The organism is Streptomyces cynarae (assembly GCF_025642135.1).
Classification (GTDB): Bacteria; Actinomycetota; Actinomycetes; order Streptomycetales; family Streptomycetaceae; genus Streptomyces; species Streptomyces cynarae.
The window spans coordinates 76,727-103,451 of record NZ_CP106793.1 but is presented as its reverse complement, the minus strand read 5'-3'; the positions used below and the strand labels follow the sequence as shown (position 1 = coordinate 103,451).

Sequence of the window (26,725 nt, the reverse complement as noted above, 5' to 3'; positions counted from 1 at the left end):
CACCAGCACTGGTCACCGCCTGTGAGCGGGGTGCCCTGTCGTAGGCGGCTCGGCCGTCGACTCCCGCCAGATGATCCTGAACAGCGTTTCCTCATTCGTCTCGGGTGCCGTGTCGCTCAAACTCGCGATCAGCTTGGCCATGGCCTTGCTACCGAGTCGTTCGAGGTCCACGTCGACGGTGGTCAGGGACGGGGTCATGAACTGCCCGACGGCGACGTTGTCCCAGCCGGTGACGCTGACGTCGCCCGGCACGTCCCAGCCGCGCTCCCGGGCGCCCCGGACGACACCGGCGGCGACCAGGTCGTTGGCCGCTATCACCGCGGTCGGCCGTGAACGGTTCGGGAGCGACCGGATCGCCTCGATGCCGGACTCGCCGGACCAGTCGCCGTCGAAGACTCCGACGGACTCGAGCCCGAGGCGTTCGATCGTGTCCAGATAGCTCTGCTTGCGCGCCCTCGCGGAGGCGAACTGCGCGTCGCCCGCCACATGCAGGAAACGGGAGTGGCCGAGCGCCGCCAGGTGCTCGATCATCCGCACCAGGGGCGTGGCGTCGGCCAACTCTCCGATGCTGCGCATCTCGTCGTCGAAGTCGGCCGAGATCACCACGGTCGTCCTCTGGTGCAGTTTGTTCTGCACCGAGGGGAGTACGGGGGCGAGGGAGAGGATGCCTTCGAACTGTCCTGAGTCGGCGAGTTCCAGCAGGCGTTCACTCCTGGCCCCTATGCCGCCCGCGGCGCTGACGACGTCCACGAAGTATCCCGCGGTGTGTGCCGTCGCGCTGGCTCCCGCCAGCATGCGGGAGGGGTTGAAGGCCATGGCGGGCATGAGGATTGCCAGTCGGCCGGTCTTCCTCGTGCGCATGGACCGCGCCACCAGGTTGGGGCGGTAGTCCAGTTCGCGGATCGCCTTCTCCACGCGTTCCAGGGTCGTGGGCTTCAGCCCGCCGTTGAACCGCAGGTACCGCGACACCGTCTGGGGTGACACGCCGGCGAGGCGCGCCACGTCGGTGATCGTCGGCCTTCGTTGCGCCGTGTCAGCGCCGTCCATCCGCATCTCCCAGCCTTACGCCAACGTAGGGAAGTCAGAGGGTACACACTATTGACGCAAAAAGTGATCGTTCACTAGTGTCCTCGCAACCCCAGAGTGAACGATCTCTTTTTTGGGGGAGCGTGGCCCGGGACGGGCCCGCACCACTGTGTTTCCGATGCCGCCGCTCAAGGGAGCAGTGCCGTGAGCTCCATCAACGAACTACGCCGGCTGCGCGGGTCTCAACGGGGCGCGCGACAGCAGAACAAGGCGGCGTTCTTCTTCCTTCTGCCATGGTTCGTCGGGCTGTTCGGGATCACTCTCGGCCCGATGCTGGCCTCGCTCTACCTGAGCTTCACCAAGTACAACCTGTTGCAGCCGCCGCAGTTCAGCGGGCTGGACAACTGGACGCGCATGCTCCACGACGAGCGTCTGCACCAGTCGCTGCAAGTGACCTTCACCTACGTCCTGGTCTCCGTCCCGTTGCAGCTGGCGCTGGCCCTGGGACTCGCGCTGCTGATGGACAAGGGAGTGCGGGGCCTTGCCTTCTACCGCTCCGTCTTCTATCTGCCCTCACTGATTGGCGGCAGCGTCGCGATCGCCGTGCTGTGGCGCACGGTCTTCGGGACAAGTGGTCTGGTGAACAAGGGCCTCGGCCTGTTCGGCATCCACGGACAGGGTTGGGTCTCGGAGCCAGGAACCGCGTTGTCGACCCTCATCGTCCTGAACGTCTGGACGTTCGGTGCCCCCATGGTCATCTTCCTGGCCGGCCTGCGGCAGATTCCGACCTCCCTTTACGAGGCGGCAGCCGTCGACGGCGCGAAGCGCTGGCGCCAGTTCCGCAGCATCACGATCCCGATGCTGACACCGATCATCTTCTTCAACCTGGTGCTGCAGATCATCCACGCCTTCCAGACGTTCACCCAGGCCTTCGTGGTCTCGGGCGGCACCGGAGGCCCCGCCGACTCCACCCTCTTCTACTCGCTGTACCTCTACCAGCGCGGGTTCGGCCACTTCGACATGGGGTACGCGTCCGCGCTCGCGTGGCTCCTGCTCCTCATCGTCGCGGTCTTCACCGCCATCAACTTCTGGGCCTCAAAGTACTGGGTGTTTTACGATGACTGACCGCGCCATAGCCGTACCCCGCACGCTGCCCGCAACCCGCTCGTTCGCGGCGGGCCGCGGAAAGCGCAGGATCCGCGCTCTCCTCAAACACGTCCTGCTCATCGCCTGTGGCCTGATGATGCTGTACCCCGTCCTGTGGATGGTGGTCAGCTCTCTGCGCCCGAACAGCGAGATCTTCCGCAACGCGGGGCTCGCCCTGACGCACCTGCGGGTGGAGAACTACAGCAACGGCTGGAACGCCTTCTCCCACCCGTTCAGCCATTACCTGATCAACTCGTTGATCGTCGTGACCGGCGCGATCCTCGGCAATCTCCTCGCTTGCTCCCTGGCCGCCTACGCGTTCGCCAGGCTCGAGTTCAAGGCGAAGCGCGTGTGGTTCGCCATCATGCTCGTCACGATCATGCTGCCGATCCACGTGATCATCGTGCCGCAGTACGTCCTGTACTCGCAGCTCGGCTGGGTCAACACCTTCCTGCCCCTGATCGTGCCGAAGTTCCTGGCGACCGACGCCTTCTTCATCTTCCTGATGGTGCAGTTCATCCGTGGCATCCCGCGGGAGATCGACGAGGCAGCACGGATCGACGGCGCCGGGCACGCGCGGATCTTCTTCCACGTCATCCTGCCGCTGATGGTCCCGGCGCTGGCGACGACCGCGATCTTCACCTTCATCTGGACCTGGAACGACTTCTACACCCAGCTCATTTACCTCACCGACCCGGACAAGTACACGACGCCTCTCGCTCTGCGGGCCTTCGTCGACCAGCAGAGCGCGACGGACTGGGGTTCGGTGTTCGCCATGAGCGTGGTGTCGCTCGTTCCAGTCTTCCTCGTCTTCCTCGCCGGACAGCGCTTCCTGCTGCGAGGCATCGCGACCACCGGCGGCAAGTAACTGCGGGGGCTACTGCCGGACATGCGGAGGCGAGCGGGTCATGGCCGCCCGGTCGCGCCGCAGCCATCAATCTCACCCACCTCACGCACAGGAGAAACACATGCACGCCAGCCCCTTCAGACGCGTCGCGATCGGAACGACCGCCTCACTCTCGCTCGTACTGACCGCCTGCTCCGGCAGCAGCACTGACACCCCTGCCAAGCTCAGCGACAAGCCGGTCACCCTCCGCCTCACCTATTGGGGAGCGGACGTCCGCGCCAAGCTCACCGACGAGGCCATCGCGGCGTTCGAGAAGAAGCACCCCAACATCAAGATCAAGGGACAGTACAAGGACTGGAACGGCTACTGGGACGCGCTCGCCACGACGACCGCGGCCAAGGACTCGCCCGACGTCGTCCAGATGGACGAGCTCTACCTCGCGTCCTACGCGGACCGCGGAGCGCTGTACGACCTCGGCAACGCCAAAAAGTTCCTTGACACCTCGCAGTTCGACGCCAAGGCCCTCGCCACAGGACAGGTCGGCGGTACGCAGTACGCGCTTCCCGTCGGCATCGGCGTCATGTCCGTCATCGTGAACACCGACCTGTTCAAGAAGTACGGTGTGGCCCTCCCCGACGACAAGACGTGGACGTGGGACGACTACGCCAAGGTCGCCAAGGAGCTGACGGACAAGAGCGGCGGCAAGATCCACGGCACGTCCGGCGCGTTCGGGTTCTCCGCCGGAGATATCAAGTACTGGGCTCGTCAGCACGGCGAGAACCTTTTCGACAAGGATGGCAATGTCTCGCTGCAGCCCGAGACGCTCGCTGGCATGTGGAAGTACGGTCTGGGCCTCATCTCGTCCGGGGCCAGCGTCAAGACCTCGACGATGGTCGAAGACCTTACCGCCGGCATCACCGCCGGCAGCTTCGCCACCGGGAAGACAGCCATGATGGGGGGCTACAACACCCAGGTCACTGCGCTGCAGCAGGCGACGGGCGCGCATCTGAAGCTGCTCCAGATGCCCCACGTCGGCACAACCAAGGCTAACTTCTTCAAGCCCTCCATGTACTGGGCGGTCTCGAGCCAGAGCAAGCACCCGGCCGAAGCTGCCGAGTTCGTCAACTTCCTGCTCAATGACTCGACGGCTGCGGACATCCTCAAGACCGAGCGTGGAATCCCCGCGAACAAGAAGATGCTCCAGCACCTCCAGTCGGGTCTGGCGGGGACCGACAAGGCGGCCGTCGACTACATGAACGAGGTGACGCCGGGTGAGTCGCCGGTCGTGACGCCCAACGGCGGAAGCGGGATCGAGCCGGAGCTGCAGCGCTACAGCCAGGACGTCTACTTCGGGAAGACCTCGCCCGACGCCGCTGCGAAGGCCTTCATCAAGGAGCTGCAGGGCGAGATCGACGCGGCCAAGTGACCTCTCTCCCGGGGGCCGCCGCCCCTCCGCCTCCCGCGGCCCCGGGGAGATCCCCGCGCAAAGCGAGTCGGAAAACCAAGAGAGAGAAACCACCCATGCCCAGCTCCCGGCCGCCGTACCGCGTGGCCATCATCGGCACCGGCGGTATCGCCCACGCCCATGCCGAAGCCCTCACCGAACTCTCCGAACGCGCACGGCTGGTCGCCGTGGCCGATGTCGACCGGACACGTGCCGCCGAGTTCGCCGACCGTTTCTCCGCGCCGCGGGTCTTCAGTGACCCGAAGGACCTGCTGGAGAGCGACGAGTTCGATCTCGTGCACATCTGTACGCCACCGCAGACCCACGCACCCCTGGCATCCCTGGCGATGCGGGCAGGCGTCACCGCACTGGTGGAGAAGCCGACGGCGCTGAGCCTGCGCGAGATGGACCACCTGGCGGCGGTGCAGGAGCAGACCGGCTCCAGGGTCCTGACGGTCTTTCAGCACCGCTATGGCGCGGCGGCCGTACGCCTGCGCCGACTGGCCGCGTCCGGCGCACTGGGCCGGCCGCTGGTCGCCACCTGCGAAACCCTCTGGTACCGGCCCGACGCATACTTCGACGTGCCGTGGCGGGGACGCTGGGACGTCGAGGGAGGCGGCCCCACCATGGGACACGGCATCCATCAGTTCGACCTGATGCTGTCGGTCCTCGGCCCCTGGTCCCGGATCACGGCACTCGCCGACCGCCAGGCCCGGCCCACGGACACCGAGGACGTCTCGGTCGCCGCCGTCCGGTTCGAGGGCGGAGCCCTCGCCACGGTGGTCAACTCCCTACTGTCCCCGCGGGAGACGTCACGCCTGCGCTTCGACTTCGAGCACGCCACGGTAGAACTCGAGCACCTCTACGGCTACCGCGAGGAGCACTGGCGATTCACCCCGGCACCGGGCCACGAGGAGCTCGCCGCCCTCTGGGCCGACGCTCACGGGCCGGACGTCACGAGCGGTCACAGGGTCCAGATCGAGGCGATCTTCGACGCCTGGGATGGCGGTCAGGAACCCGGCGTCTCCCTGCCGGAGGCGCGCCGCACCCTGGAGTTCGCCGCGGCGACCTACGCCTCGGCCTTCCGCAGAGTCCCCGTAGCCGCAGGGGAACTGAGCGGCGACGACCCGTTCACGTTCAGCATGGACGGCGGCGCCGTGCCCTGGGAACCCATCAAGGAAGCCCTCGTATGAACGCTCTGCAGATCAGCCACGACGTGGGTGCCTCGGTCACCGTCCGCGACGGCGACACCGAACTCTTCCGCTACGTGTACCAGCCGGACACCGTCCAACTGGAGTCACCCAAGCCCTACATCCACCCCCTGCGCACCCGTGGCGGCAAGACGGTCAGCCTGTTCCGCCCCCACGACCATGTGTGGCACAAGGGCATCGCCTGGTCCCTGCCCCACGTCGGCGAGGAGAACTTCTGGGGCGGCCCCACCTACATCCACGGCCGTTTCTACGTCCAGCTGGAGAACAACGGCACCCAGGCGCACCGCCGGCTCACCACCCTCGACCGGGACGGCGCTACGGCGACCTTCGCGCACGAACTGGAGTGGATCACCCAGTCCAGCGCGCTGTTCTTCACCGAACGCAGGAGGCTGCACGCGGAGCTGATCTCCCCCGAGGCATGGGCGCTGACGTTCGAGACGGAGATGACCAACGTCTCCGGAAAGGACGTCTCCATGGGATCGCCCACCACCAAGGGGCGGGAGAACGCCGGCTACGGCGGGCTGTTCTGGCGCGGCCCACGGTCGTTCACCGGCGGCCGGTTCGTCACCGAGGAGGGTCTGGGCGGCGATGAGGTGCGCGGCCGGCGCATGCAGTGGATGGGCTTCGAGGGCCGCCACGACGAGTCCGACGAGCAGTCGCTCGTCCTCATGGTCGACGACGCGGCCAACCCCTGCCACCCGCCGCAGTGGTTCGCCCGCTCAGAGGAGTTCGCCTGCCTCAACCCGGCCCCGTTCTTCAGCGAGGAACTGACCATCGAGGACGGCTCCACCGTGCGGTTCCGCTACGGCGTGGGCATCGCCGATGCCGACGCCGCCGCGGCCCCTGCACTCGTGGACGCGGTGCGCGAGGTACTGACACGGTCCGAGGCCTCCGTGGTCGCCGCCGGCCCGGCGGCCGGTGCAACCCCCTACGTCGACCCCGTGGCTGGATGAAACAGCGCTGGCCGGCGTATGGCGATGATGACGAGCTGAGCGCAGTCCGTGGCGCTCAGCTCGGCCATGGCCCAGTCGGTGTGGGGTGTCCATGTTCACGCAGGCCGAACGTCGCGAGCCGTGACGCCTGCCCGGCCAGCCCGGCAAGCTCGGCTCAGAAGGCCGTGTATCCGCCATCCACGGGGAGGACGGCGCCGGTGATGTACGACGACTCCGGGCAGGCCAGGAAGAGAATCGCGTCGGCGACCCCGTCCGGTGTGGCGAGTCGGCCGAGCGGGATCGTGTCCTCCCTGGTGCGCCGATAGCCGGCGGGATCGGGCCACCGCGGGTAGGACGCCTCGATGAACGGCGTCACGGTCAGACCGGGTGGCACCACATTGACGCGGATGTTGTGTGCCGCCCACTCGACGGCGGTGCCACGCGCCAGTGCGATGAGGCAGCCCTTAGCGGCGGAGTGCATGGTCTGGTTCGTCAGCTCGGGTCGTCGTCCGGTGAGCAGGAGCTTGGCTCCTCGCGGCGGAAACGGTAGACAACCGCCTGACCGATCCCAGTACCGCAAGGCGGCGGGGCGCGGTCAGGATCGGCGATGCGCCAACGGCTGCGTCCCGCACTTCGGGAGTTGTCTCCGAAGCGGAACAGCGCGCACCTCAACCCTTGCCGGTGCCTCGCTGGGCGGTGAGCGCGACCCGGGTCAGGAGGTCTCGAAACTGGGCCCGCTGTTCTTCGCTCAACTCGGCAAGCAGCCGTGCTTCAGCGGCCGCGACATCAGTTCGCATGCGCAGCAGTTGCGATCGGCCCTCGTCCGACAGGATCACGTGGCGAGCCCGCCGGTCCTGCGGATTCGGGCGTCTCGACAGCAGACCCAGCCCCTCCAGGTCGTCGAGAAGGTAGGTCATCACCGTTCGGTCGAGACCGACCTGGCCGGCCAGTTCGAGTTGCGTGGGGGGTTTGTCCCCGGCCTCGGCCAATGCCACGAGCACCAAGTAGGCGCGTGCTCCCCCGGGCAGCGTCTCCGAGGCGTCGGCTGCGGCGCGCCGGAGCGCCCCCGAGATCATGCGAATGGCCCAAACCAGGTCGTCGTCCAAGGCAAGACACTTGGCGCTTTCGCTCGCTCGGTTGCGGGGTTCAGAGGACATCAGATCACCGTAGCACCTTTCGACATGGCTACAGATAGTCTAATACACAGAACGTCTTGCTGACATAGTGTTGTGTTGTGGGAGGCGGGGCACTCTGGCTCCGCGATGACGCAGCGGGTGGCGGGGCGAGGCCCGACTGTCGCAAGGAGACGTGCCATGGCCGTCAGTAACGAGTTGGCAGGGTGAAACGCCCTGGTCGCGGCGACAACGTCGGGGATCGGGCGGGCGATCGCCGAGGGTCTGGTTGTACCAGCGCCGGCATCTATGAGTTCGTCCCGACGGTGCACACTGGCGCCGCGAGTTTCGACCGGCAGATCGGGAGTCAACGTGCGGGCCCCGTTCCTGCTGGTAGCGGCCTTGGTGCAGGGAGTGGTGCGGCGACAGAACGGATCGATCGTCCTGATCGGGTCGGGCCCGGCGCGAATCCCGGCTGCGGTCCGTGCGGCTTACGGCGCCTCGAAGGCCGGCGCCGAGATGCTCGCTCGCTATCGGGCGTTTGAGTTCGGTCCGTCGGGTGTGCGGGTCAACGCGGTCCCCCCTTCCTGCTCTCACCTTCGAGCGGCTACGTCAACGGTGCGGTCCTCGCTGCCGATGGCGCCGAGCGCAGCAGTGGATGACGGTCCCGTTCATCGGGCTTCGCCCCTGACCGCGCCGTTTCGGGAGACGGCGACGAGGACCCTTGGAAGCTGCGGGGCCGCCGGGGACGCCTGTGGTGACGCGCGCGGCCCCCAGTCGAGATCCGACTGGAGCTCGTCGCGAGCCACCGGCACCCGCGTCATGCCGGGCTGTTAGCCAGCTCACTTTTCTTGCGAGCAGATGTTCTGTTGTGCATACTATCTGCATCGCAGCCGAACTAATGGAGGTACCGGCACCATGAACCTGTTCCGTCTCGATGCGAGCATCCGGACCGAAGGATCGGTGAGCCGCGCTCTCGCCGACACCGCCGAGCAGGCGTGGCTCGGCGAGCACCCCGGCGGCGTCGTGACCCGGCGCGACCTCGGGGTCCAGCCGCTGCCTGGGGACGCATGGACGGCGCTCGCCCACGAAGTCGTCAACCCGGCGGCACCGGCCCCGGCCGAGGCGCACGAGCTCCTCGACCGTCTCGGCGCGGAACTGCTCGCCGCCGACGCGTTCCTGTTCGCGGTGCCGATGTACAACTGGAATGTCCCGGAGCAGGTCAAGACCTGGATCGACCTGATCCTGAAGCACCCCCAGGTGGGGATCCACGGTGACCAGCCGCTCAAGGGCAAGCCGGCGCTCCTGACGTTGAGCCGGGGCGGCGGCTACGGGCCCGGCACCCCGAAGGAGGGCTGGGACTACGCCACGCCCTACATGCGCAGGATCCTCGCCGACGTCTTGGGCCTCGACCTGCAGATCGCCGAGGCGGAGCTGACCCACGCGTTCTGGAACCCGGAGATGGCGCACCTCAAGGGACTGGCCGAAGAGTCGATGAAGACGGGGTACGAGCAGGCCGCCGAGCACGGGCTGCGGATCGCCAAGCTGAGCACGGTCTGACCGCCCGAGGGTCTGACCGCCCCAGGGTCTGTCTCGTAGATCACCGAGCGCTGCGCGCACCCCCACGCGGCACCACGCGGACGGCCGCTCGCCACCGCACCGCTCTACGAGACAGGCCCTGGCACGATCATTCCCAAGGCGTTCTCAGGGTGTTCTCGAGGCGTTCTCGAAAGGACTGCACATGGGCAATGCAGCCGCAGTGCGGGAGACGGCCGTTCCGTCGTCGGTCATGCAGAAGGCGTTCGATCTGCTGGAAGTGTTCCGATACGGCCGCGTCTTGACGTTGAGTGAGGTGGCGCGCCGCGCCGGTCTGCCGAAGTCGACCGCCTACCGCGTCCTCGGGATGCTCGTCCGGGTGGGGGCGGTCGAACACGAGGGCACCGGCTACCGGATGGCGTTCCGGATGATGACCCTCGGTGCGGCGTCGCCCGAAGGAGCCGTCCGCCACGTCGCGCTTCCGTACCTGCTGGATCTGCACCGGGCTGTCGGGCACACCATCCATCTGGGCGTCCTGCGCGGCCCGGAGGTCGTCTACGTGGAGAAGCTGTACACGCCGCGGGCGCGGTTGTTCGCCACGGAGGTCGGGATGGCCCTGCCCGCTCACTGCACGAGTGTGGGCAAGGCTCTGCTGGCCCACACGGACCCGGACATGGTGGAGGGGACCACCACGGGCCGTCTGCGCGCGCTCACCGCGCACTCGGTGCGGGACCCGGAACTGCTCCGGCGTGAGCTGCGACGGGTCCGGCAGCGTGGGGTCGCCACCGACGTCGAGGAGGCGGCGCCCGGACGGTCGTGTGTGGCCATGCCGATCGTCTTCGGCGGCCAGGCGGTGGCGGCGGTGTCGATCGGGTTCCCCACCGAACAAGGGTCGGCTGATGTGTTCCTGCCACCCCTGCGACGGACGGTGTCGTCGATCGTCAGGGCACTGCCCGGCGTCCTGACCTGACGAAGCCGATGGGCAGCCACGGCTTCCACACGTTACGGAATTCCCCGTGCCCGCAGGCAAGTCGGGTGTCCTGCTACGAGGCCGCCTTCTCGGCCGGAACCAGCCGGGCGGCGGCGCGCGGGAAGACCGTGTGCGCGTGGCGTCCCACGCCGGCCGCGACCTCGGGGGCGAGCACGCCACCAGTCAGCAACGAGGTCATCGTCTCCCGCAGCACCGGTTCGCTCGCGCAAGGGGCGCCGAAGTCCGAGCCGTACACGATGTGGTCGGGAGAGGTGACGGCCAGCGCGGGGCCGAGCGCGTTCGGCGTGCCCGCCATCGCGGTGTCGTAGTAGATGGCGGCGAGGGCTTCGCGCACCGTCTCAGGGGTGACTCCTTCGTGGGGTACCCAGTCGGCGTCGGACAGCAGTGCGATCCGCCCGGCGAGCGCGGGCAGGGCGCCGCCCGCGTGCGCGAGGACGACGCGGACGCGGGGAGCGGACCGTGTGACGCCGCGCCACACCATGTCCACCACGGTCCGCGCGGTGTCGAAGGTGACCTCGAAGAAGGGGCGCGGCAGGTCAAGAGCCGCTGCCCCGAACGGCGAGGGATGGATGAAGACTCCGGCCCCGATCGCGTCGAGCGCCCGCCATACCGGGCGGAACCGTTCGGCGCCGAGGAAGTCGCCGCCGTAGGTGGCGCACAGCGCGAACCCGTCGGCGTCCAGGTGCTCGTGCGCTTACTCGATCTCCGCCAGTGCCGCGTCCACATCGGACAGCGGAAGAGCCGCGAGAAGACCGAAGCGGTGCGGATACCGCCGGACGACCGACGCGCCGTACTCGTTGGAGGCGCGGACGTCGGCGGGAGCGGTGACCGTGACGTCGGACAGCAACTGCATGTCGATGCCCAGCCGGACCATGTGGTCCAGCGCGGTCAGGGGGTCCCAGGCTGTGGTGCCGCCGGGGAGTGCGAAGTGGGCGTGGACGTCGATCCAGCCGGTCCGGTGCATGGAAGGGCCCTCTCCGTGGTCGTTGAGGTGGCGGGGAGAGAGTAGGCCGGGGCCCGGCTCGCGGCGGAACGGTTGTGCCGGTTCCCGGAACACGCGCAGCGCCAGCGGAACGATGTGCCGGTTCCCGGAACACGCGCTTCGTCGGCGCGGTCTCCCGCCCTAGCGTCAACGTCACCAGCTCAGTCGGCGCCCCGACCCGGACGCCCTTCTCGACGCCGTCGCCCGCACACTCGCCATTCCCGCCCCCCAGGACGGCCGGGCCGTCGGAAAAGACCTTCGCCACCGCAGCTCACTGACCATCTCGGACAACCTGAGGAGAAAGCACATGAGCTTCTTCACATCGCTGGGCTATGTCGTGGTCCGCGGTCCACTCGACGAGTGGACCCGCTTCGCCACCCAGACCATCGGCGCGGAACCCTCGCCGTCCGCCGCGGGCGAACTGCGCCTGCGACTCGACGAGTACGCGTACCGCATCCTCGTCGAGGACGGCGAGCCCGCGGGCCCCCGGTCCCTGATGGCACTGGGCCTCACCGTCCCGGACGCGGCCACGCTCGCCGCGCTGGAGACCCACCTCGCATCCCGGGGCATCACCGTCCGCGAGGACGAGGAACTGCGAGCCCGCCGGGGCGTCGAGGGACTGCGGGTCTTCTCCGACCCCGCAGGCCAGACGATCGAGGCCGTCCACGGCCAGCCGTTCGCCGACACCCCGTTCGCGTCCCCGCTGGGCGTCCGTTTCGTCACCGGTGATCTGGGGGTCGGGCACGCCCTCCTGACCAATCCGGGTGGCGCGCGCGAGCTGGCCGAGTTCTACCAGCGTGAGCTGGGATTCAGGCTGACCGACACGATCTCGATGGCTCAGTTCGGATCGGACGAGAACGCCTACTTCCTGCACTGCAACCCCCGGCATCACTCCATCGGCGTCGGCGAGGGCGTCGGCCCCATCCCGGGCCTCGATCACCTCATGCTCGAAGTCTCCGACTTCTCCACCGTCGGCCGCATCATGAGCCAGATCAACGGCGATCCCGACCGCGTCATCATCACGCTGGGCGAGCACACGAACGACCACATGACCTCGTTCTACGTGACCACGCCGTCCGGGTTCCAGATCGAGTACGGCAGCGGCGGCGTGGTGATCGACGACGACACATGGCAGGTCGCCCACTACGACGCCATCAGCGCCTGGGGCCACAAGTACATCGCGGCCGACGCCTGAACCGCCGCCCGGGACGAAAGGAAAGCCATGCCCACCACCGAGGTCCTGACTGAATCGGCGACCAGCAAGTACGTGCAGACCAGCAAGTGGAAGCTGCACTACAACGAGGCCGGTGACGGTCACCCCCTGATCCTGCTGCACGGCGGGGGAGCCGGCGCCAGTGGCTGGAGCAACTACTCCCGCAACATCGCCGCCTTGGCCCGCCACTACCGTGTGTTCGCCATCGACATGCCCGGCTGGGGCAAGAGCGACACCGCCGTGCCGGGCGACCGCGACCACGTGGAGGCGCTGGAATTGGCACTGGACGCGCTCGAACTGGACAGGGTCGCCATCGTCGGCAATTCGCTGGGCGGAAGGACGGCGCTCCGGTTCACGGCGCACCATCCCGAGCGCGTCAGCCACCTGATCCCGATGGGCGCCCCCGCCCCGGGGGTCAACGTGCTCGGCCCGCCCAACGACAAGACGGAGGGAATCCTCCCCTTGGTGCGCGCCTATTTCGACCCGTCGCCGGCGAACTTCCAGGCGATGGTCGGGGCGCTCGCGCACGACCCGGCGCTCGCCGAGGACGCCGACCTCGCCCGCGCGCGGTCGGAGGCCGCGCTCGCCCGCCCCGACCACCTGGAGAACATGAGGCTCTCGCTGTCCAGCGGGGATCTCAATGGCCCGCCGCAGCTGTTCCAGGCCCTGCCGCCGCTGCTGGCCGAGCTCACCGTGCCCACGCTGATCGTGCAGGGGCGGAACGACCGCGCCGTCCACTTCGAGAACGCGCTGCGATTGATGGCGATGATTCCGTCCTCCCGGCTGTACCTCATCAACAACTGCGGCCACTGGGCGCAGATGGAACACGCCGAGGAGTTCAACCGCGTCGTGCACGAGTTCATCTCCGCACACTGACCCCCTTGGAACGCCCCCGGCTCCACAACCTGGCCCTCACTGGACAACTCACATCCCATACGGGACTTCCCAATGCTGATGTCAAGCAGCTGCCGCGACGGGTTGCGAAGCGTGATAGCACGCTCTGTCACGGATCATCGCCCACAGGACGTTGACGCGTCGGCGGGCGAGGGCAAGGAGAGCTTGTTTGTGCCCCTTCCCTTCGCTCCGCTTTCGTTGGTAGTACGCCTTGGAGGCGGGGCAGGACTTGAGACTGGCCAGCGCCGACAAGTACATGGTCCGCAGCAGACCGCGGTGATAGCGGCGTGGCCTGCGCAGATTGCCGCTGACGCGGCCGGAGTCACGGGGCTGCGGGGCTAGGCCGGCGAAGCCGGCCAGGCGGTCGGCGCTTCCGAAGGCGTCCAGGTCGCCCCCCGTTGCGGCGATGAACTCGGCGCCGAGTCTGGCACCCATGCCGGGCAGGCTGCGGATCACCTCGGCGTGCGGATGCTCGCGAAACCTCGCCTCGATGAGATCGTCAAGCTCGGCGATCTCCTCCTCGAGGGCCATCACCCCCTTCGCGAGGCGGACAACCATCGCTGCGGCCAATCGCTCACCGGGCAGCGCAGTCTGCTGGGCCTGCGCGGCTTCCACGCAGGTGCGCGCGAGCGCGGCGGCGCTCTTGACCTTGCGGTTTCTCAGCCAGGCCTCGATCCGCTTCACGCCTGTGCGGCGGATCGCGGCCGGAGTCTGGTAGCCGGTCAGAAGCACCACCGGACCCTTGTTGGTCAGGTCCAACGAGCGCTCCAACGCAGGGAAGATGTCCAGCAGTTGGGCCCGGAGACGGTTGATCTGCCGGGTGCGGTCGAAGACAAGATCCAGTCGTCGGGTGGTAAGGGTGCGCAGGTCGGTGGCAATCTCGTCGCCGGGCCGCAGCAGCCCCAGGTCCCGGCGGATGCGGGCCTGGTCCGCGATGACGAATGCGTCCTTCGCGTCCGTCTTTCCCTCACCGCGGTAGGTGGCGGAGGCCCGGTGCACTGCCAGGCCGGTGAGATAGGCGACGGGCTGACCGTGGACGGTGAGCAGCCCGATCAGCAATGCAGCACCGCCGTGATTGAGATCGACTGCCCACAAGACGTCGTTGGATATCGCCAGCACATCGCCGATCAGCGCCAGCAGCTCAGTCTCGTCGTTCTGGATCCGGCGAGACAGCAGCCGCTCGCCCTCCGCGTCGATCACCACGGCGTGGTGATGCGTCTTGCCGATGTCCACCCCGGCCCAGATCTCTGGCACGGCCACCTCCGCCAGCTCGTCGTACATCGATCCCGCAGACGACCTCGCCGGCGTTGTCCTACAGCAGCGATCGAGTCGCGTCTCCCAATTGGCGGTCGAGTCGTCGCGGGGCTCCGGGCGGCCAAGTCCCGTAAGCCATCCAGCGGCTCAGCCTTTACAGCCATACCCGGAGCCCCCGGGCCCTCCGATCGTACGAGTGACCAGATCAGACCCACGTCGTGAAGGTAGGACAGCCTCTAGGGAGCCGAGCTTCTGGCGGTTGCGTGCCTGGTCGGCCTTGTCGGGGATGGTGCATCGGATCCCGCGGCGGCGCAGGTAGGCGCGGTTCCTGCGGGAGGCGTACGCCTAATAGGCATTGTGGATTGGCAGTTGTCAGTCCTGGCAGGGGCCGGGCGAGACGTCTGGGCTGTATGCAGCGCCTGGGAGTGCTTCGACAAGAGGGACGCGCGCGCGGCCTCTGCCGATTCGAGCTCGGTCGCCATACCGTGCCGTGGTTCGAGCCGTTCCCAGGAACACCTCCCGATCAGCCGGAGCCGTGGAGCTCTTCACGAGAGCGAGGACCCTGGAATCTGCTGGGGCCACGGACGGCTGATGGGGTGGTGCGCCCATGAGCGCTTCTATTAGGTCGCCGGGTGGTCCTGCCACGGCCCGACACGGACGGACAGCGAAAGCCCGAAAGGAGCGCGCCTTGCACGTGACCTGCGGAATCGACTGGGCTGAGGATCACCACGACGTTGCCGTGGTCGACCAGGACGCTCGACTGCTCGGCAAGCTCAGGATCGGCGACGACGCAGCGGGCTTCCAGGACCTGCTTCGGTTGCTCGCCGAGCACGGTGACAGCCCGGACGATCCGATCCCGATCGCGATCGAGACATCTCGCGGACTTCTCGTGGCCTGTCTGCGGGCCTGTGGCCGCCGGGTGTATGCGATCAACCCGATGGCTGTCGCACGCTACCGCGACCGGCACGTCGTCTCCGGCAAGAAGTCCGACCATCAGGACGCCGTTGTCCTGGCGAACATCCTGCGGACCGACGCCGAACTGCATTGGCCATTGCCCAACGACTCCGATCTGGCCAGGGCTATTGCCGTCCTCGCCAGGGCCCAGCAGGACGCGGTCTGGGACCGCACCCGGGCCCACAACCGGCTCCGGTCGCACCTGCGTGAGTACTACCCGGCGATCCTTGAGGCGTTCGCCGACAAGCGCGAACGGCTGCTGGCGCGTGAAGACCGCGCGATCCTGGCGATCGCGCCCACTCCGGCCGAGGCCGCCCGGCTCACCCGCAGCAGACTCAGAGCCGCCGTCACGCGGGCCGGCCGTCAACGTCGGATCGAGGCCGAGACCGACCGGCTCCTCGAAGTGCTCCATCGGACCCGGCTTCGCCAGCCGGCCTTGGTCGAGAAGGCGATGGGGCATCAGACACGCGCACTGCTCGCCCAGCTCGAGACGGCCTGCCGGGCATGTGACGAGCTGGCGCACGACACCGAAGAACTCTTTCAGCAGCATCCCGACGCGGAGATCATCACGAGCTTCCCCGGATTTGCCGTGCTCACCGGTGCTCGGATACTCGCGGAGATCGGTGACGATCGCACCCGGTTTGCCACGGCCCGAGACCTGAAGGCCTACGCCGGAAGCGCCCCCGTAACGAGGGAATCCGGCAAGAGCCGTCGCGTCAGCCACCGCCGGATCAAGAACAGCCGACTGGCCGCGGCCGGCCGGCACTGGGCGTTCGCCGCACTCACCGCTTCACTCGGAGCCCATTCTCACTACAACCGCCGACGAGAAGCTGGCGACCGCTACCACGCGGCCCTCCGCAACCTGTTCAACCGCATGATCGGCCAGCTCCATCACTGCCTGACCACCCACCAGAAGTTCAACGAAGCGGTCGCTTTCGCTCCGCCGACACTGACTTCGTTCACGTTCGAGTGTCCGAAGAGTACAGTTGATCTGGCAGTCATCGACGAGCTGACCAGGGCTGCGGGGACGGCGGTCCGAGGCGCTTACAGGGGGCAACGGTGTTCGTGGCAGTGGCAATTGCGGTCGTGGCGTTCGTTCTGGCCGTTGCGATCGTCGTTCTCGTGCCCCGTGGACGGCGGCAGACGCGTTTCGCTCCCGACGCACGTTGGATCGAAGCGGCGGCGGCCCGGAGGGCTACACGACGCGTGACGACGGGCCCCTACCTTCGTCGATAGCCAAGGCGTCAGTGCCATAGGACATCGGCCGACACCCACGAGACGGTCATACACCACCCGCACGGCCCTCCCCGTACGCCGGGCCGTGCACAGGCGGCAGCCGAACGCCACCGGCCCGGCGACCGCGCCGCCGATCCGCCACGCCGCCGCCGGCGCCCGCTCTCTTCGGCAGGCAGCTTGGCGTCCTCCTGTTCCCAGGACGGCAACGCCCGCGCCAGCACGCCTTCCTCGACGCCGCACAGGCCTGCCAGTATCCGCCGCCCGCCCCCGTTGAGCAGGAGCTCCGCGTCGGCTCGCACGGCGCGGCCTCATGCCGGGGACGGGAGCCGGTGACCGTGAAATGCCCGAGCACCTGCTGGGGGTGCATGCCGTACGTGGCAGCCACCCGGCACATGAGCGACCAGGTCGTCTCGCTGCTCACGGGCGCAGTCCGCAGCAGGACCGGAAGAGGTGTCACCTCGTCACGGTCTCGTACCTACGGTGCCCAGCAGGCACTGACGGCAAAGATTCATGCCCGGAAGCGCACAGACATGCGTGCTGTCACTGGTGCGCGTCATGGCACGTCACCGCAGAAGACGCAGTGCCACAGGAGGAGTTGATGTAGGCGGCTAGGCGCCGCTGCCAGGGGGTGTCCTGTTCGGGCAGGACAGCGCGGCAGACCAGCTCCAGGGTGCCGTCCTCCCGCCAGCGAAGAAAGCGGCGGCAGGCGAGAAAGGGTCTCAGAGCCGGGGGAAGACGCGTCCAGGCCTGCCCGGTGCAGGCGACGTGGACGATGCCCTCCAGGAGCTGCCGCTCGCAGCGGTGGTTCTGTCGGTAGTTGGTGACGTCAGTTGTTCGTGAAAGCTGACGTCGCCAGGTGATGGCCCAGAAAGATGTTCGCGAATTCTGACGTCACCATCGGGGTTGCGGTGTCAAGCTGGATGTGCTCAGTAAAGGAGCACCCCCGATGCCGCCTGGCCAGTCGAAGGTCGAGTTGTACGCCGCGCTGCGGCGCGACTCCCGCGATGGCATGTCGAACCGGGCGTTGCAGTGCAAGTACGGCGTCACCTGGAGCACGGTCAACAAGGCCCTGACCTCGGCTTGGCCGCAGCCACGCACGACAACCGCTTCGGCGCGGCCGTCGAAGCTGGATCCGTTCACGCTGCTGATCGACGAGATCCTGCTCATTGATCTGGACGCGACCAGGAAACAGCGCCACACCGTCACCCCGGATCTACCGCCGTCTGATCGACGAGCACTCCTCGTCCGAGGCGTCGCGTTGACCACTTGAACCCGCACCGATGAGAGGGCGCAAGCGTCCTGCGAGCAACCGCGCGGTCCGGCCAGGGACTGAGAGTCCGGTGTTTATACCTTGCTCGCGACCACCATGTAGTTCTCGGCCTCAAGATCGAACGTGCTCAGTTGCGTCTGGAGTCCGACCCGGTGCAGCTCGACTTCGAGTTCCTCGTACCGGTAGGGCCAGCAGGACAGCAGTTCCGAGCGGACAAGAACCAACCCGGTCGCATCAACTTGCGCGATCGCAATCTCGATGTGGTGCTCCTCCTCCCAATGCGGCGCAATCTCCCAGCGGTAGACCACGACGGCATCGCGACCGTTCCGGCGGACGAGTCGATCACTGATCTCCAGCCGGGAACCTCTGGCCCTCACGAGTTCCCAAGTGCGGGATGTGAGTACCAAGCGCCCGCCGGGGCGCAGAAGCCGTGACATCGACTCCAGAGCAGCACCCCTGCCTGTCGTGCCCGTGGCATGGTGAAGCGAGTTGCCAACGCAGAACACCATGTCGAACGTGTTGTCCTGGAAATGGTCGGGCAACTCTTCCCAGTTCGCCCGTACGGCCCGGACGGATGCCCCGAACTCCTCAGACAACTCTGCAGTCCGACGAACCATCGCCTCGCTGGCGTCAGTTGCGACAACCTGCATGCCACGACCGGCGAGGCCAACCGCCAGCTGTCCGGTTCCGCACGAACAGTCGAGGACGTGAGCGTTCGACGGCAGGAGATTGAGGACGTCGTCGAACGACGCAGCTAACTCGGCTGGAGGCAACTTTGCATCCGAGATGAGCCATTCGTACACCTCGGCAAGCACGTCATAACTTGTCACAACCACTACCTCCGTCACGCGGCAGACTCCAATTTTGGATGCGGGCTGGGACAGCTACCCGTGGAAGCGGCACGCCGATCTTGAGAGCCAGACCACGGATGGGTGAGTGCACGCCCGCTTGCATCGCGGTCTATGGGGAAGCGACGAGATGCGGCGCGTGGGGTGACGGAATGCACGGGTCGGGTGTGACTGGGCGAGACAGTTGTCATCAAGCGCCTCCAGTGGCCTGCACGCCATCGCTCCGTTGGGCGCGGTGGTTGTCACCATCTGGGCGCTGAAGTTGTCACCTTCTCAGGTCAGGGCCGCCATCCGCGCTCACGCCAGACGGCGCAAGCCCGGATGGCGATGCTGGCCACCGTAGGAGTTCGGATGCCGGAACGGCCCGCCTGAAATAGTCGAGGGGAATCGCCTCCGGCACGAGGGGCTCGCCGTTCGCTTCCCCGCGACCCGGACTCGCTCCCGTGCGGCAGAGTCCTTGACCCGTAGGCAACGTGTTGAGTGCTGCCAAGTGGGTGTCCATCTCCAGGCGGATGGCGTCTTGGTCGCTGGCGAGCAGGTTGGCGCCGGTGGAGATGCCGGCATTGTTGATCAGGACAGTGACGTCGCCGGTGGCCTGGACAGCGGCGGCAGCGGAGGCTGGGTCGGTGATGTCGGGCGCGATCGGCTTGGCACCGGGCAGCTCGACCTGGTCGGGGTTGCGTGCTGCGGCGTAGACGGTAGCGCCGCGGCTGAGCAGTTCGGCGGCGAGGGCGCGGCCAAGGCCCCGGTTGGCTCCGGTGACGAGGGCGGTGCTTGTGCACAGGTCCGCGGAAGGCTCCTGGTGCAGGTGGTGGCGTTGGGGGATGGGGGGTGTCGGTCAGGTAGGCAGCTGGTTGAGCTTGCGGATCTGCCGGTCGAAGGCCCGGGAGGGGACGAGGCGGCGCAGGGTGCTGACGCGTCCAGCGGTGGGTCCGGCGGGGTATCGCAGCTTCGGCTTCGGGTCGGTCGCCGCGGCGACGATCGCCTTGGCGACGGTGGCGGGATCGTCGCCGTCCTTCATCGCCGCGGCCATCACGCGCTCGAAGACCTGCCGCTGCTGCTCGTAGACCGGCAGAGGCATGGCGGGTTTCGGGGAGTTGGCCTCGAACGCGGTCCTGGTCACGGCGGGCTCGACGAGCACTACGCGGACGCCGTGCTGGCGGACCTCGTGGTCCATGGACTCGGAGTAGCCCTCGACGGCGTGCTTGGACGCGGCATAGGCGGCCATGTAGGGCGCGGGGACGAACCCGAGGACGGACGAGATGTTGATGATCCGGCCGCTGCCCTGGGCGCGCATGTGCGGCAGGACGGCCCTGGTCATGCGGATCAGTCCGAAGACATTGATGTCGAACAGCTGTTGGTCCTGGCTGAGGGAGCGTTCCTCCCCGGCGCCTGCAGAGCCGATGCCGGCGTTGTTGACCAGGACGTCGATCCGCCCGAACTGCTCGATCACGCGGTCGACCAGGCTGGCGACCGAGGTGTCGCTGGCCACGTCGAGGTCGAGGAACGTCACGCCCTCGCGGCGATCCCCTGAGGCTCGGCGGCTCGTGCCGACGACCTCGAATCCCGCATCGACGAGTGCGAAGGCGGCTGCCTTGCCGATGCCTGACGATGCTCCGGTCACGAGTGCTACCGGCCGGTTCGTGGTCATGATGGGCCTCCCCATTGATTGGATTATGACCGTAATGCAATTACTCTAGGACGGGAGACGGAGAGCGGCAAGCGGCCTCTCCGCCGAAGCGTGAGGAGGAGCGCGTGGCGCGCTACGCGAAAGACCACAAGCAGGCGACGCGGCAGCGGATCATCGAGGCCGCCGGCCGCCGGTTCAAGAAGGACGGCATCGACGGCTCCGGAGTCTCCACGCTGATGTCGGACGCGGGGCTGACCAACGGCGCCTTCTACGCCCACTTCGCCTCCAAGGAGGACCTCGTCGCGAACGCCGTCGCCGACCAGCTGGGCGCGCAGAACGCGAGCCTCGAAGCACTCGCGCCCGGCCGCGCCGGGCTCGAACAGTTCGTCCGCGCCTACCTGTCCGCCGAGCACCGTGACGACCCCGAGAACGGCTGCCCCACGGCCGCTCTCCTCGACGAGATCGGGCGATGCACGGACGCAACCAAGCAGGCGTTCACCAACGGGCTGCTGACCGTCATCGACGACATCGCCGCCCGCCTGGCACCTGAGAGTCCGCCCTCGGCACGCGCACAGGCGCTCGGCGTCTTCGCCATGATGGTCGGGACGCTCCAACTCGCCCGCGCCCTGGCCGATCCCAAGCTCGCCGACGACGTCCTCGACCAGGGTGTCCACAACGCCCTCGCGCTGCTGGACGCCGGACCTGTCCGGCAGCGCCGCGTCCGACGGCCTTCGTGAGGGCGCGCCGTCCGGCGATCGTGAATGCCTTCAACCAGCACCCCGACCAGGCGTTCCGGGCACGCGAGCTACACGAACTCCTCGGCATGCCCACTGACGAGGCATCCGTCAACATCACCCGCAGCCGCCTCGGACACCTCACCCGTCAAGGTTTCCTCACCCAACCCGGACGAGGCCCTACCAGAAACGGACTTAACGTCCACTCAGGTGAGTGAGCAGTAGACCTTGCATCTGGCGATCTTGGTCGGCAGGGTGTCCGGATGCGTGTTGATCTCGTACCGGATGACCCGTGGGAGCGGGTGGCTGCGGTGTTGCCGCCCGCTCCTGAGCGACGCCACCGCCACCCCGGGCGACTGCGAGTCCCGCACCGGGCGGCCCTGGCCGGCGTCATCTACGTGCTGCGGACCGGTGTCGCATGGCGCGATGTCCCCGCGCAGGCCGTGGGCTGCTCCGGAGTCACGGCCTGGCGCCGGCTGCGAGACTGGACGGAAGCCGGCGTCTGGCCTCGCCTGCACGCCGCGCTGCTGACCGAACTGCGCCGCGCGGACCTTCTGGACCTGGACGACTGCGCCGTGGACGGCTCGCACGTCCGGGCCCTCAAAGGGGGGATCACGTCGGCCCCTCGCCTGTCGACCGCGCGCGCCCCGGCTCCAAGCACCATGTGATCGTCGACCGGCACGGAACGCCGCTGGCTGTCACGCTCACCGGCGGGAACCGACATGACGTCACCCAGCTCATACCGCTCTTGGACGCAGTCCCACCGATCCGCGGTCTGCGAGGACGCCCGCGCCGCCGGCCCCGGAGGCTGTTCGCCGACCGGGGCTACGACTACGACAAGTACCGCCGCCTGGTGTGGAAGCGCGGCATCAAGCCGATGATCGCCCGACGCGGCGTCGCCTACGGTTCCGGACTCGGCAAGGTGCGCTGCGTCGTAGAGCGCGCCTTCGCCTGGCTCCACCAGTTCAAGCGGCTCCGCACCCGCTACGAGCGACGCGCCGATCTCCACCAGGGACTACTCGACCTCGCCTGCAGCATCATCTGCCTCCGCCGCCTTCGAAAGTCATTCTGAAACGATCAGTTAGCGCTCAGGCCGTGCCGAGCGGATTGAGCACGGCGAACCGCCAGCAGCCGTCAACGCCTCGGCACGCGACGTTGGCGGTGGTGCCGGTCGGGGCGACACGCTCGCCGTCGGGAGCGGTGACTTCGAGAGTCCAGTCTGTGACCAGCAGCGCGGCCTCGGCGCCGACCAGGGCGAGCCGGGGGACGTTGGTGAGCCGTCCACGGGCGGCGACGGTCCCGCTGATCTCCCGGCGCAACGCCTCGTGACCGGCGATGACCTCGCCGGCCGGCGTGCGCATGGTGGCGCCAGGGGCGAACAGGGCCAGTACGCCCTCGACGTCACCGCCGTTCAGGGCATCCTCGAACGCGCCGGGCAGCAGTGCGGGATCGGTGATCGCAGTGTTCACGTGGTGGGTCCTTACCTGGTGTGTGCCCATCGGGGCAGGGATGTACGAGCGCGCCGCGGGTCTCAGGGACGCAGACCGGCAGCACGCGGCGACGCCTCCACGATCCCCGCCAAGGCGCTCCCGCGACGAGGTAGAGTCGGGACCCACCATGGTCAAAGTTGGACAACCGGACGTCATCGACATCGCCTACCGCAATCCCGACCGCCCGCGGCTGGGCATCGAGGTCCTGACATACGACGTCCTGCGCCGCCGCATGAAAAGGGCGGTCGCCCACACCGCGAGCCGACCGGACTTCCACCAACTGCTCCTCGTACGAGGCGGTGAGGCAAGCATGATGGTTGATTTCGTTCCCCAGCCCTGCGTACCGGGCAGACTGCTGCATCTGCGGCCCGGTCAGGTCCAGCGGTTCCCGGCCGATGCGGAGGGCCGCCTGGCCGAACTGGATGCCGTGCTGGTGCTGTTCACCGCCGCCTTCCCACCGCGCCTGCCTCAGCTCGCGTCCCTCCTCGACGGCTTCGGCCCGGCCGGCTGGACGCTGTCCCCGGGCGACCACCAGGTCATCGACCGGGCCCTGGCCGAGATCGCGGCCGACTACCACACCCTGGAGGACCACCGGGACAACACGGACGCCGACCTCACCGTCCCACTGCTGCGCCAGCTCCTCGGCGCGGTGCTGCTGCGCCTGGCCCGGCTGCCCCATCCGGACCATGCCGCCTCGGCGATGGCCGGCGGCGAGGTCTTCCTTGCCTTCCGGTACGAGCTGGAGCGCTCCTTCGCCGCCACCCGCTCCGTGCAGAGGTACGCCGCCCGACTCGGCTACTCACCACGCACCCTGACCCGGGCCTGCCAGGCCGCTACCGGCCGCAGCGCCAAAGAACTCATCGACGCCCGCGCCGCCCTGGAGGCGCAGCGCCTGCTCGTGCACACCGACCTGCCCATCGCTGCGATCGGCCGGATGCTCGGATTCTCAGAACCCGCCAACTTCGGGAAGTTCTTCACCCGCGAGACTGGCGATACCCCCGGCGGCTTCCGCACCCGCCGGCGCTAGCCAGGAGAACCGGGCAGCACGGCATCAGGCCGTCAACCGGCTGGCCGACTGCCGTTTCGGCACGCCATGGCCAGGCAGACGCCAGCGGAACGAGGCGTACCACCCACTGGCCTGCGGCTTCACAGAAACGCGGTCAGAACCCTGAACTTCCCCGGTCCGTTGAGAACCGGACCGAGTGAGACGAGGAGTATCCCTGGTCGTTTTCAAGGCTCTGGCCGCAGTTTCGTGAACGGCGGGTGAGGTTGCCGGTCAGCCCAGCGAGGTGCTCGCTGCACGCAGTTCGTCGAGGGCCGCCAGGGTGTACCCGGCGAGCTCGTCCTTGCCGTCACGGTCGCCCTCGGACCATTGGGCGTATCCCCGTTTGAAGGCGAGGACGCCCAGCTCGCCCGCCAGAGCCGCGGTTGGATCGGGTATGCCGCGGGCGACCAGAGCGGTCGTCATCGCGGCCGCGAGGCTGACGCTCTTGAGGGCGTCACGCTCTTGAAGTTCGGCGCTGGCGGCGACGGCCGCCTTCAGGCGAGGCGCGAGCTCGCGGCTCACGGGGCCCATCGCGCTCGACGCGCGCTCCAGACCGGCAGCGACCGCCTCGAGCGGGCTGGCGCCAGCGGGCGCGTCGGCGATCCCCTCGGCCAGCAGTCGGCTCAGCGTCTCCTGTCCGGCGACCAGCAGCTCGCGCTTGTCGGGGAAGTGCCGGAAGAAGGTGCTCTTGGTGACTCCTGCGCGCTCGGCGATCTGCGCGACCGTCGTGGCGTCGTACCCCTGCTCGGTGAACAGGTCGACGGCAGCCACGACGAGGCGTTCGCGTGCGCCTGGTTCCCATCTACCCATGGTCACCATCCTAAGTGATGGGACTCTTGTCCCATCACTGCGGTAGAGTGATGGGACAAGAGTCCCATCACTCCTGGGGGAGTTTCCTATGCGCGTTTTCGTCACCGGCGGCACCGGTCTGATCGGTTCCGCTGTCGTCGCCGAACTGCTCGACAACGGCCACACCGTCCTCGCACTCGCTCGCTCCGACGCATCCGCGCAGGCCATAGAGGCGGCCGGCGCCGATCCCCTCCGGGGAGCCCTCGCCGACCTGAACACCCTTCGCACCGGCGCCGCCCGGGCCGACGGGGTGATCCACCTCGCGTTCGACCACGACTTCAGCAGCCCCGACACCCTCGCGAAGTCGGTCGCGGAGGAAGGTGCCGCCCTCGCGGCCCTCGGCGAGGAACTCGTCGGCAGCGACCGTCCCTTCGTCGCTGTCTCGGGTACGCCCGCCGTGCCGGGCCGCGCATCCGTCGAAAGCGACCCGGTGCCCACCGACGGGCCGGTCGGCGGTCGCGGCCGTGCGGTCACGTCGGTCCTGGGCCTGTCCTCGCGCGGGGTTCGCAGCAGCGCCGTACGCCTGCCGCGCACGGTTCACAACCAGGGTTCCGGCGGATTCGCCGGCCTGTTGACCAACATCGCACGCCGGACCGGAGTGTCCGGTTACCCGGGCGACGGCGCACAGCGCTGGCCGGCCGTGCACGCGCTCGACGCGGCAGTCCTTTTCCGGCTCGCCCTGGAACAGGGGGAAGCGGGTACCTCCTGGCACGCCGTGGCCGACGAGGGGGACAAGGTTCGCGATATCGCCACGGTCATCGGCCGACGGCTGGGCCTGCCGGTCGAGTCGGTACCGGCGGAGACCTTCGGTCCCCTCGGTCAGATCTTCGCGAGCGACCAGCCCTCGTCCAGCGCGTACACCCGGCAGGCGCTCAGTTGGGAGCCCAAACACCCCAGCCTTCTGGAGGACCTGGAGAACATCCAGCCCTGACCGGCGACCGGGACGTTCGGGCAGGTCCCCTGCCGAAGCGATCCCTGTTCCCGCCCCTGATCCGTGAAGCTCAAGGCTGGGTGAGGATGCGGGTCCGGGGGAGTTCGAAAGAAGCTCGGCCGTACATCGCCCTCTTGAGCGTCTTACGGAGTTCGGTGAGGATCCGCCAGTTCTTGATGTTGGCGAAGCCGTGCTCGACTGGTGCCCGTCCGACGGCGACGACGCGGTTGGCTTCTTTCTGGCCCGGGGTGAGCTTGTGGGTTCGGCTGGCGGTGTAGCCGGTGATGATCACGGGGTCGAGGATGTCGTTGTCCAGGCCGCGAAAAACCGAGGTCGGCCAACGCCCCGAGGCGGGTGGAGCGCAGGTGGGCCAGGATGTGGTCATGGCGGGCGGCGGACAAGCACCTGTTGCACGTTTCATCCGGCAGACACTTGTAATGTGGGCCTGTCCAGGGCGGCTCAGCATCCGTGGAGCAGATCATCACTACCGACAATGCCTCGCAATCCCAGCCCGACACAGCAACGCGTGCGGTTGATGAGCGCGCACTGGCTCAGGGCCCTCTGACCGCTCTGCTGACGGCGGCCGCTCTCACCTATGCCTTGGATCTCGGCAGCAAGCTTGTGGCTGTCTCGCGGTTGGAAGGTCAGGAGCCCATTGCCATAGCGGGCCGTGTGCTCACGCTTCAGGTGTTCCGTAACTCGGGTGCGGCTTTCAGTTCGGGCCAGGCTTTCACTGCTGTGTTCGCGGCGATCTCGGTCGCGGTTGTCGTGGTCATCGCGCGTGTCGCGCGTAGGCTTCAGAGCCTTCCGTGGGCTGTCGCTCTGGGCCTGCTGCTTGGGGGCGCGCTCGGCAATCTGACTGACCGGATCTTCCGGGCGCCTGGGGTCTTCCGCGGGCACGTCGTCGACTTCATCTCCGTTGAGCACTTCGCGGTGTTCAACCTTGCTGATTCGGGCATCGTCTGCGGCGGTGCCCTGGCAGTCCTCCTGTCGTTCCTGGGCACTTCCCTGGACAGCTCGGCCTCGCAAGATCGGTAGGGCCGGAGCCTTCTCGCTCCGCGAAGAGATGCTCCAGACCCGAGAGCTTGACTGCCGCGTAGCGGAGGCTCGGTAAACAGCACATCCTCATCCGTCTTAATCGAGGCCCAGG

Annotated in this window: 28 protein-coding genes and 2 pseudogenes; 17 read left to right on the top strand and 13 right to left on the bottom strand. The window is 67.8% G+C overall.

Features of this window, described 5'->3' with window-relative positions; genetic code table 11:
- Nucleotides 1–12: 12 nt before the first annotated feature.
- On the bottom strand, nt 13–1,047 hold the full coding sequence (locus N8I84_RS00550; RefSeq protein WP_263227317.1) for a LacI family DNA-binding transcriptional regulator: 1,035 nt from the start codon (nt 1,045–1,047) through the stop codon (nt 13–15).
- Between the two features lie 183 nt (nt 1,048–1,230).
- Between N8I84_RS00550 and N8I84_RS00545 the strand changes: the two genes are divergently transcribed.
- The 5 genes from N8I84_RS00545 (at nt 1,231) to N8I84_RS00525 (ending at nt 6,627) form a co-directional block, all read left to right on the top strand.
- Complete coding sequence (locus tag N8I84_RS00545) at nt 1,231–2,151, top strand: carbohydrate ABC transporter permease (RefSeq protein ID WP_263227314.1); 921 nt, start codon at nt 1,231–1,233, stop codon at nt 2,149–2,151.
- Nucleotides 2,144–3,040 carry a carbohydrate ABC transporter permease gene (locus tag N8I84_RS00540; protein WP_263227312.1) on the top strand — a complete coding sequence of 299 codons (897 nt, stop codon included), beginning with the start codon at nt 2,144–2,146 and terminating at the stop codon, nt 3,038–3,040. The genes N8I84_RS00545 and N8I84_RS00540 overlap by 8 nt, the downstream gene beginning before the upstream one ends.
- A 100-nt stretch (nt 3,041–3,140) precedes the next feature.
- Nucleotides 3,141–4,445 (top strand): ABC transporter substrate-binding protein, encoded by a 1,305-nt coding sequence (locus N8I84_RS00535; protein WP_263227310.1) that lies wholly within the window; start codon nt 3,141–3,143, stop codon nt 4,443–4,445.
- A 95-nt stretch (nt 4,446–4,540) separates the two neighbouring features.
- A complete protein-coding gene (locus tag N8I84_RS00530; protein ID WP_263227309.1) occupies nt 4,541–5,656 on the top strand; it encodes a Gfo/Idh/MocA family protein in 1,116 nt (371 codons plus the stop codon).
- Entirely contained in the window at nt 5,653–6,627 is a 975-nt protein-coding gene (locus tag N8I84_RS00525; RefSeq protein ID WP_263227308.1) for a DUF6807 domain-containing protein, read from the top strand. The genes N8I84_RS00530 and N8I84_RS00525 overlap by 4 nt, the downstream gene beginning before the upstream one ends.
- Nucleotides 6,628–6,781: 154 nt before the next feature.
- On the opposite strand, the gene N8I84_RS00520 is transcribed toward N8I84_RS00525, so the two are convergent.
- Together N8I84_RS00520 and N8I84_RS00515 are read right to left on the bottom strand one after the other, a co-directional pair.
- Nucleotides 6,782–7,087: an SDR family NAD(P)-dependent oxidoreductase gene (locus N8I84_RS00520; protein WP_263227307.1), complete on the bottom strand. Its 306-nt coding sequence runs from the start codon at nt 7,085–7,087 to the stop codon at nt 6,782–6,784.
- Nucleotides 7,088–7,274: 187 nt separating this feature from the next.
- Nucleotides 7,275–7,712, bottom strand: a complete 438-nt coding sequence (locus tag N8I84_RS00515; protein ID WP_263227305.1) for a MarR family winged helix-turn-helix transcriptional regulator — start codon at nt 7,710–7,712, stop codon at nt 7,275–7,277.
- Between the two features lie 315 nt (nt 7,713–8,027).
- On the opposite strand from N8I84_RS00515, the gene N8I84_RS00510 reads away from it, so the two are divergent.
- From N8I84_RS00510 to N8I84_RS00500, 3 genes are all read left to right on the top strand, one after another.
- Nucleotides 8,028–8,555 (top strand): SDR family NAD(P)-dependent oxidoreductase, encoded by a 528-nt coding sequence (locus N8I84_RS00510; RefSeq protein WP_263227303.1) that lies wholly within the window; start codon nt 8,028–8,030, stop codon nt 8,553–8,555.
- An 81-nt stretch (nt 8,556–8,636) separates the two neighbouring features.
- Nucleotides 8,637–9,278, top strand: a complete 642-nt coding sequence (locus N8I84_RS00505; protein WP_263227301.1) for an FMN-dependent NADH-azoreductase — start codon at nt 8,637–8,639, stop codon at nt 9,276–9,278.
- Between the two features lie 181 nt (nt 9,279–9,459).
- Complete coding sequence (locus N8I84_RS00500) at nt 9,460–10,224, top strand: IclR family transcriptional regulator (RefSeq protein ID WP_263227299.1); 765 nt, start codon at nt 9,460–9,462, stop codon at nt 10,222–10,224.
- Between the two features lie 73 nt (nt 10,225–10,297).
- Here the strand turns inward: N8I84_RS00500 and N8I84_RS00495 are convergent, their stop codons facing one another.
- Nucleotides 10,298–10,906, bottom strand: coding sequence for an amidohydrolase family protein (locus tag N8I84_RS00495; RefSeq protein WP_263234612.1), 609 nt, complete (start codon nt 10,904–10,906; stop codon nt 10,298–10,300).
- Nucleotides 10,907–10,939: 33 nt separating this feature from the next.
- Nucleotides 10,940–11,209 carry an amidohydrolase gene (locus N8I84_RS00490; protein ID WP_263227297.1) on the bottom strand — a complete coding sequence of 90 codons (270 nt, stop codon included), beginning with the start codon at nt 11,207–11,209 and terminating at the stop codon, nt 10,940–10,942.
- A gap of 325 nt (nt 11,210–11,534) precedes the next feature.
- Here N8I84_RS00490 and N8I84_RS00485 point away from each other — a divergent pair, with 325 nt between their 5' ends.
- Nucleotides 11,535–12,422: a VOC family protein gene (locus tag N8I84_RS00485; RefSeq protein WP_263227295.1), complete on the top strand. Its 888-nt coding sequence runs from the start codon at nt 11,535–11,537 to the stop codon at nt 12,420–12,422.
- Nucleotides 12,423–12,449: 27 nt separating this feature from the next.
- Nucleotides 12,450–13,316 (top strand): alpha/beta fold hydrolase, encoded by an 867-nt coding sequence (locus N8I84_RS00480; RefSeq protein ID WP_263227293.1) that lies wholly within the window; start codon nt 12,450–12,452, stop codon nt 13,314–13,316.
- Between the two features lie 81 nt (nt 13,317–13,397).
- Here the strand turns inward: N8I84_RS00480 and N8I84_RS00475 are convergent, their stop codons facing one another.
- A complete protein-coding gene (locus tag N8I84_RS00475; protein WP_449334037.1) occupies nt 13,398–14,615 on the bottom strand; it encodes an IS110 family transposase in 1,218 nt (405 codons plus the stop codon).
- A 213-nt stretch (nt 14,616–14,828) separates the two neighbouring features.
- Nucleotides 14,829–14,933 (bottom strand): annotated as a pseudogene (locus tag N8I84_RS43380) (IS5 family transposase); the annotation flags it as partial.
- A 343-nt stretch (nt 14,934–15,276) separates the two neighbouring features.
- On the opposite strand from N8I84_RS43380, the pseudogene N8I84_RS00465 reads away from it, so the two are divergent.
- Nucleotides 15,277–16,485 (top strand): annotated as a pseudogene (locus N8I84_RS00465) (IS110 family transposase); the annotation flags it as partial.
- Nucleotides 16,486–17,724: 1,239 nt separating this feature from the next.
- A complete protein-coding gene (locus N8I84_RS00460; protein ID WP_095749789.1) occupies nt 17,725–18,048 on the top strand; it encodes a hypothetical protein in 324 nt (107 codons plus the stop codon).
- Nucleotides 18,049–18,122: 74 nt separating this feature from the next.
- Here N8I84_RS00460 and N8I84_RS00455 read toward each other — a convergent pair whose 3' ends face one another.
- From N8I84_RS00455 to N8I84_RS00445, 3 genes are all read right to left on the bottom strand, one after another.
- The gene (locus tag N8I84_RS00455) at nt 18,123–18,878 is read right to left on the bottom strand and encodes a class I SAM-dependent methyltransferase (RefSeq protein ID WP_263234610.1); all 756 of its coding nucleotides are present in this window, start codon (nt 18,876–18,878) and stop codon (nt 18,123–18,125) included.
- 283 nt (nt 18,879–19,161) lie between these two features.
- Entirely contained in the window at nt 19,162–19,680 is a 519-nt protein-coding gene (locus N8I84_RS00450; RefSeq protein ID WP_263234609.1) for an SDR family NAD(P)-dependent oxidoreductase, read from the bottom strand.
- A gap of 54 nt (nt 19,681–19,734) precedes the next feature.
- A complete protein-coding gene (locus tag N8I84_RS00445; RefSeq protein ID WP_263227290.1) occupies nt 19,735–20,547 on the bottom strand; it encodes an oxidoreductase in 813 nt (270 codons plus the stop codon).
- Between the two features lie 104 nt (nt 20,548–20,651).
- On the opposite strand from N8I84_RS00445, the gene N8I84_RS00440 reads away from it, so the two are divergent.
- Nucleotides 20,652–21,263 carry a TetR/AcrR family transcriptional regulator gene (locus tag N8I84_RS00440; RefSeq protein ID WP_263227288.1) on the top strand — a complete coding sequence of 204 codons (612 nt, stop codon included), beginning with the start codon at nt 20,652–20,654 and terminating at the stop codon, nt 21,261–21,263.
- A gap of 260 nt (nt 21,264–21,523) precedes the next feature.
- Nucleotides 21,524–22,332 (top strand): IS5 family transposase gene (locus N8I84_RS00435; protein WP_263227287.1). Its coding sequence is split into 2 segments (ribosomal slippage): nt 21,524–21,863 and nt 21,863–22,332, totalling 810 coding nucleotides; the frame shifts between segments, so codons are not numbered across the junction.
- 16 nt (nt 22,333–22,348) lie between these two features.
- Here the strand turns inward: N8I84_RS00435 and N8I84_RS00430 are convergent.
- A complete protein-coding gene (locus N8I84_RS00430; RefSeq protein WP_263227285.1) occupies nt 22,349–22,729 on the bottom strand; it encodes a YybH family protein in 381 nt (126 codons plus the stop codon).
- A 148-nt stretch (nt 22,730–22,877) separates the two neighbouring features.
- On the opposite strand from N8I84_RS00430, the gene N8I84_RS00425 reads away from it, so the two are divergent.
- Nucleotides 22,878–23,777 carry a helix-turn-helix domain-containing protein gene (locus N8I84_RS00425; protein WP_263227284.1) on the top strand — a complete coding sequence of 300 codons (900 nt, stop codon included), beginning with the start codon at nt 22,878–22,880 and terminating at the stop codon, nt 23,775–23,777.
- A gap of 249 nt (nt 23,778–24,026) precedes the next feature.
- Here N8I84_RS00425 and N8I84_RS00420 read toward each other — a convergent pair whose 3' ends face one another.
- Nucleotides 24,027–24,605 carry a TetR/AcrR family transcriptional regulator gene (locus tag N8I84_RS00420; protein ID WP_263227283.1) on the bottom strand — a complete coding sequence of 193 codons (579 nt, stop codon included), beginning with the start codon at nt 24,603–24,605 and terminating at the stop codon, nt 24,027–24,029.
- An 88-nt stretch (nt 24,606–24,693) separates the two neighbouring features.
- On the opposite strand from N8I84_RS00420, the gene N8I84_RS00415 reads away from it, so the two are divergent.
- Complete coding sequence (locus N8I84_RS00415) at nt 24,694–25,575, top strand: SDR family oxidoreductase (RefSeq protein ID WP_263227282.1); 882 nt, start codon at nt 24,694–24,696, stop codon at nt 25,573–25,575.
- A gap of 70 nt (nt 25,576–25,645) precedes the next feature.
- Here N8I84_RS00415 and N8I84_RS00410 read toward each other — a convergent pair whose 3' ends face one another.
- Nucleotides 25,646–25,960, bottom strand: a complete 315-nt coding sequence (locus tag N8I84_RS00410; RefSeq protein ID WP_263227280.1) for a transposase family protein — start codon at nt 25,958–25,960, stop codon at nt 25,646–25,648.
- A gap of 83 nt (nt 25,961–26,043) precedes the next feature.
- Here N8I84_RS00410 and lspA point away from each other — a divergent pair, with 83 nt between their 5' ends.
- Nucleotides 26,044–26,613, top strand: coding sequence for a signal peptidase II (gene lspA / locus N8I84_RS00405; protein WP_390898814.1), 570 nt, complete (start codon nt 26,044–26,046; stop codon nt 26,611–26,613).
- The last annotated feature ends 112 nt before the right edge of the window (nt 26,614–26,725 follow it).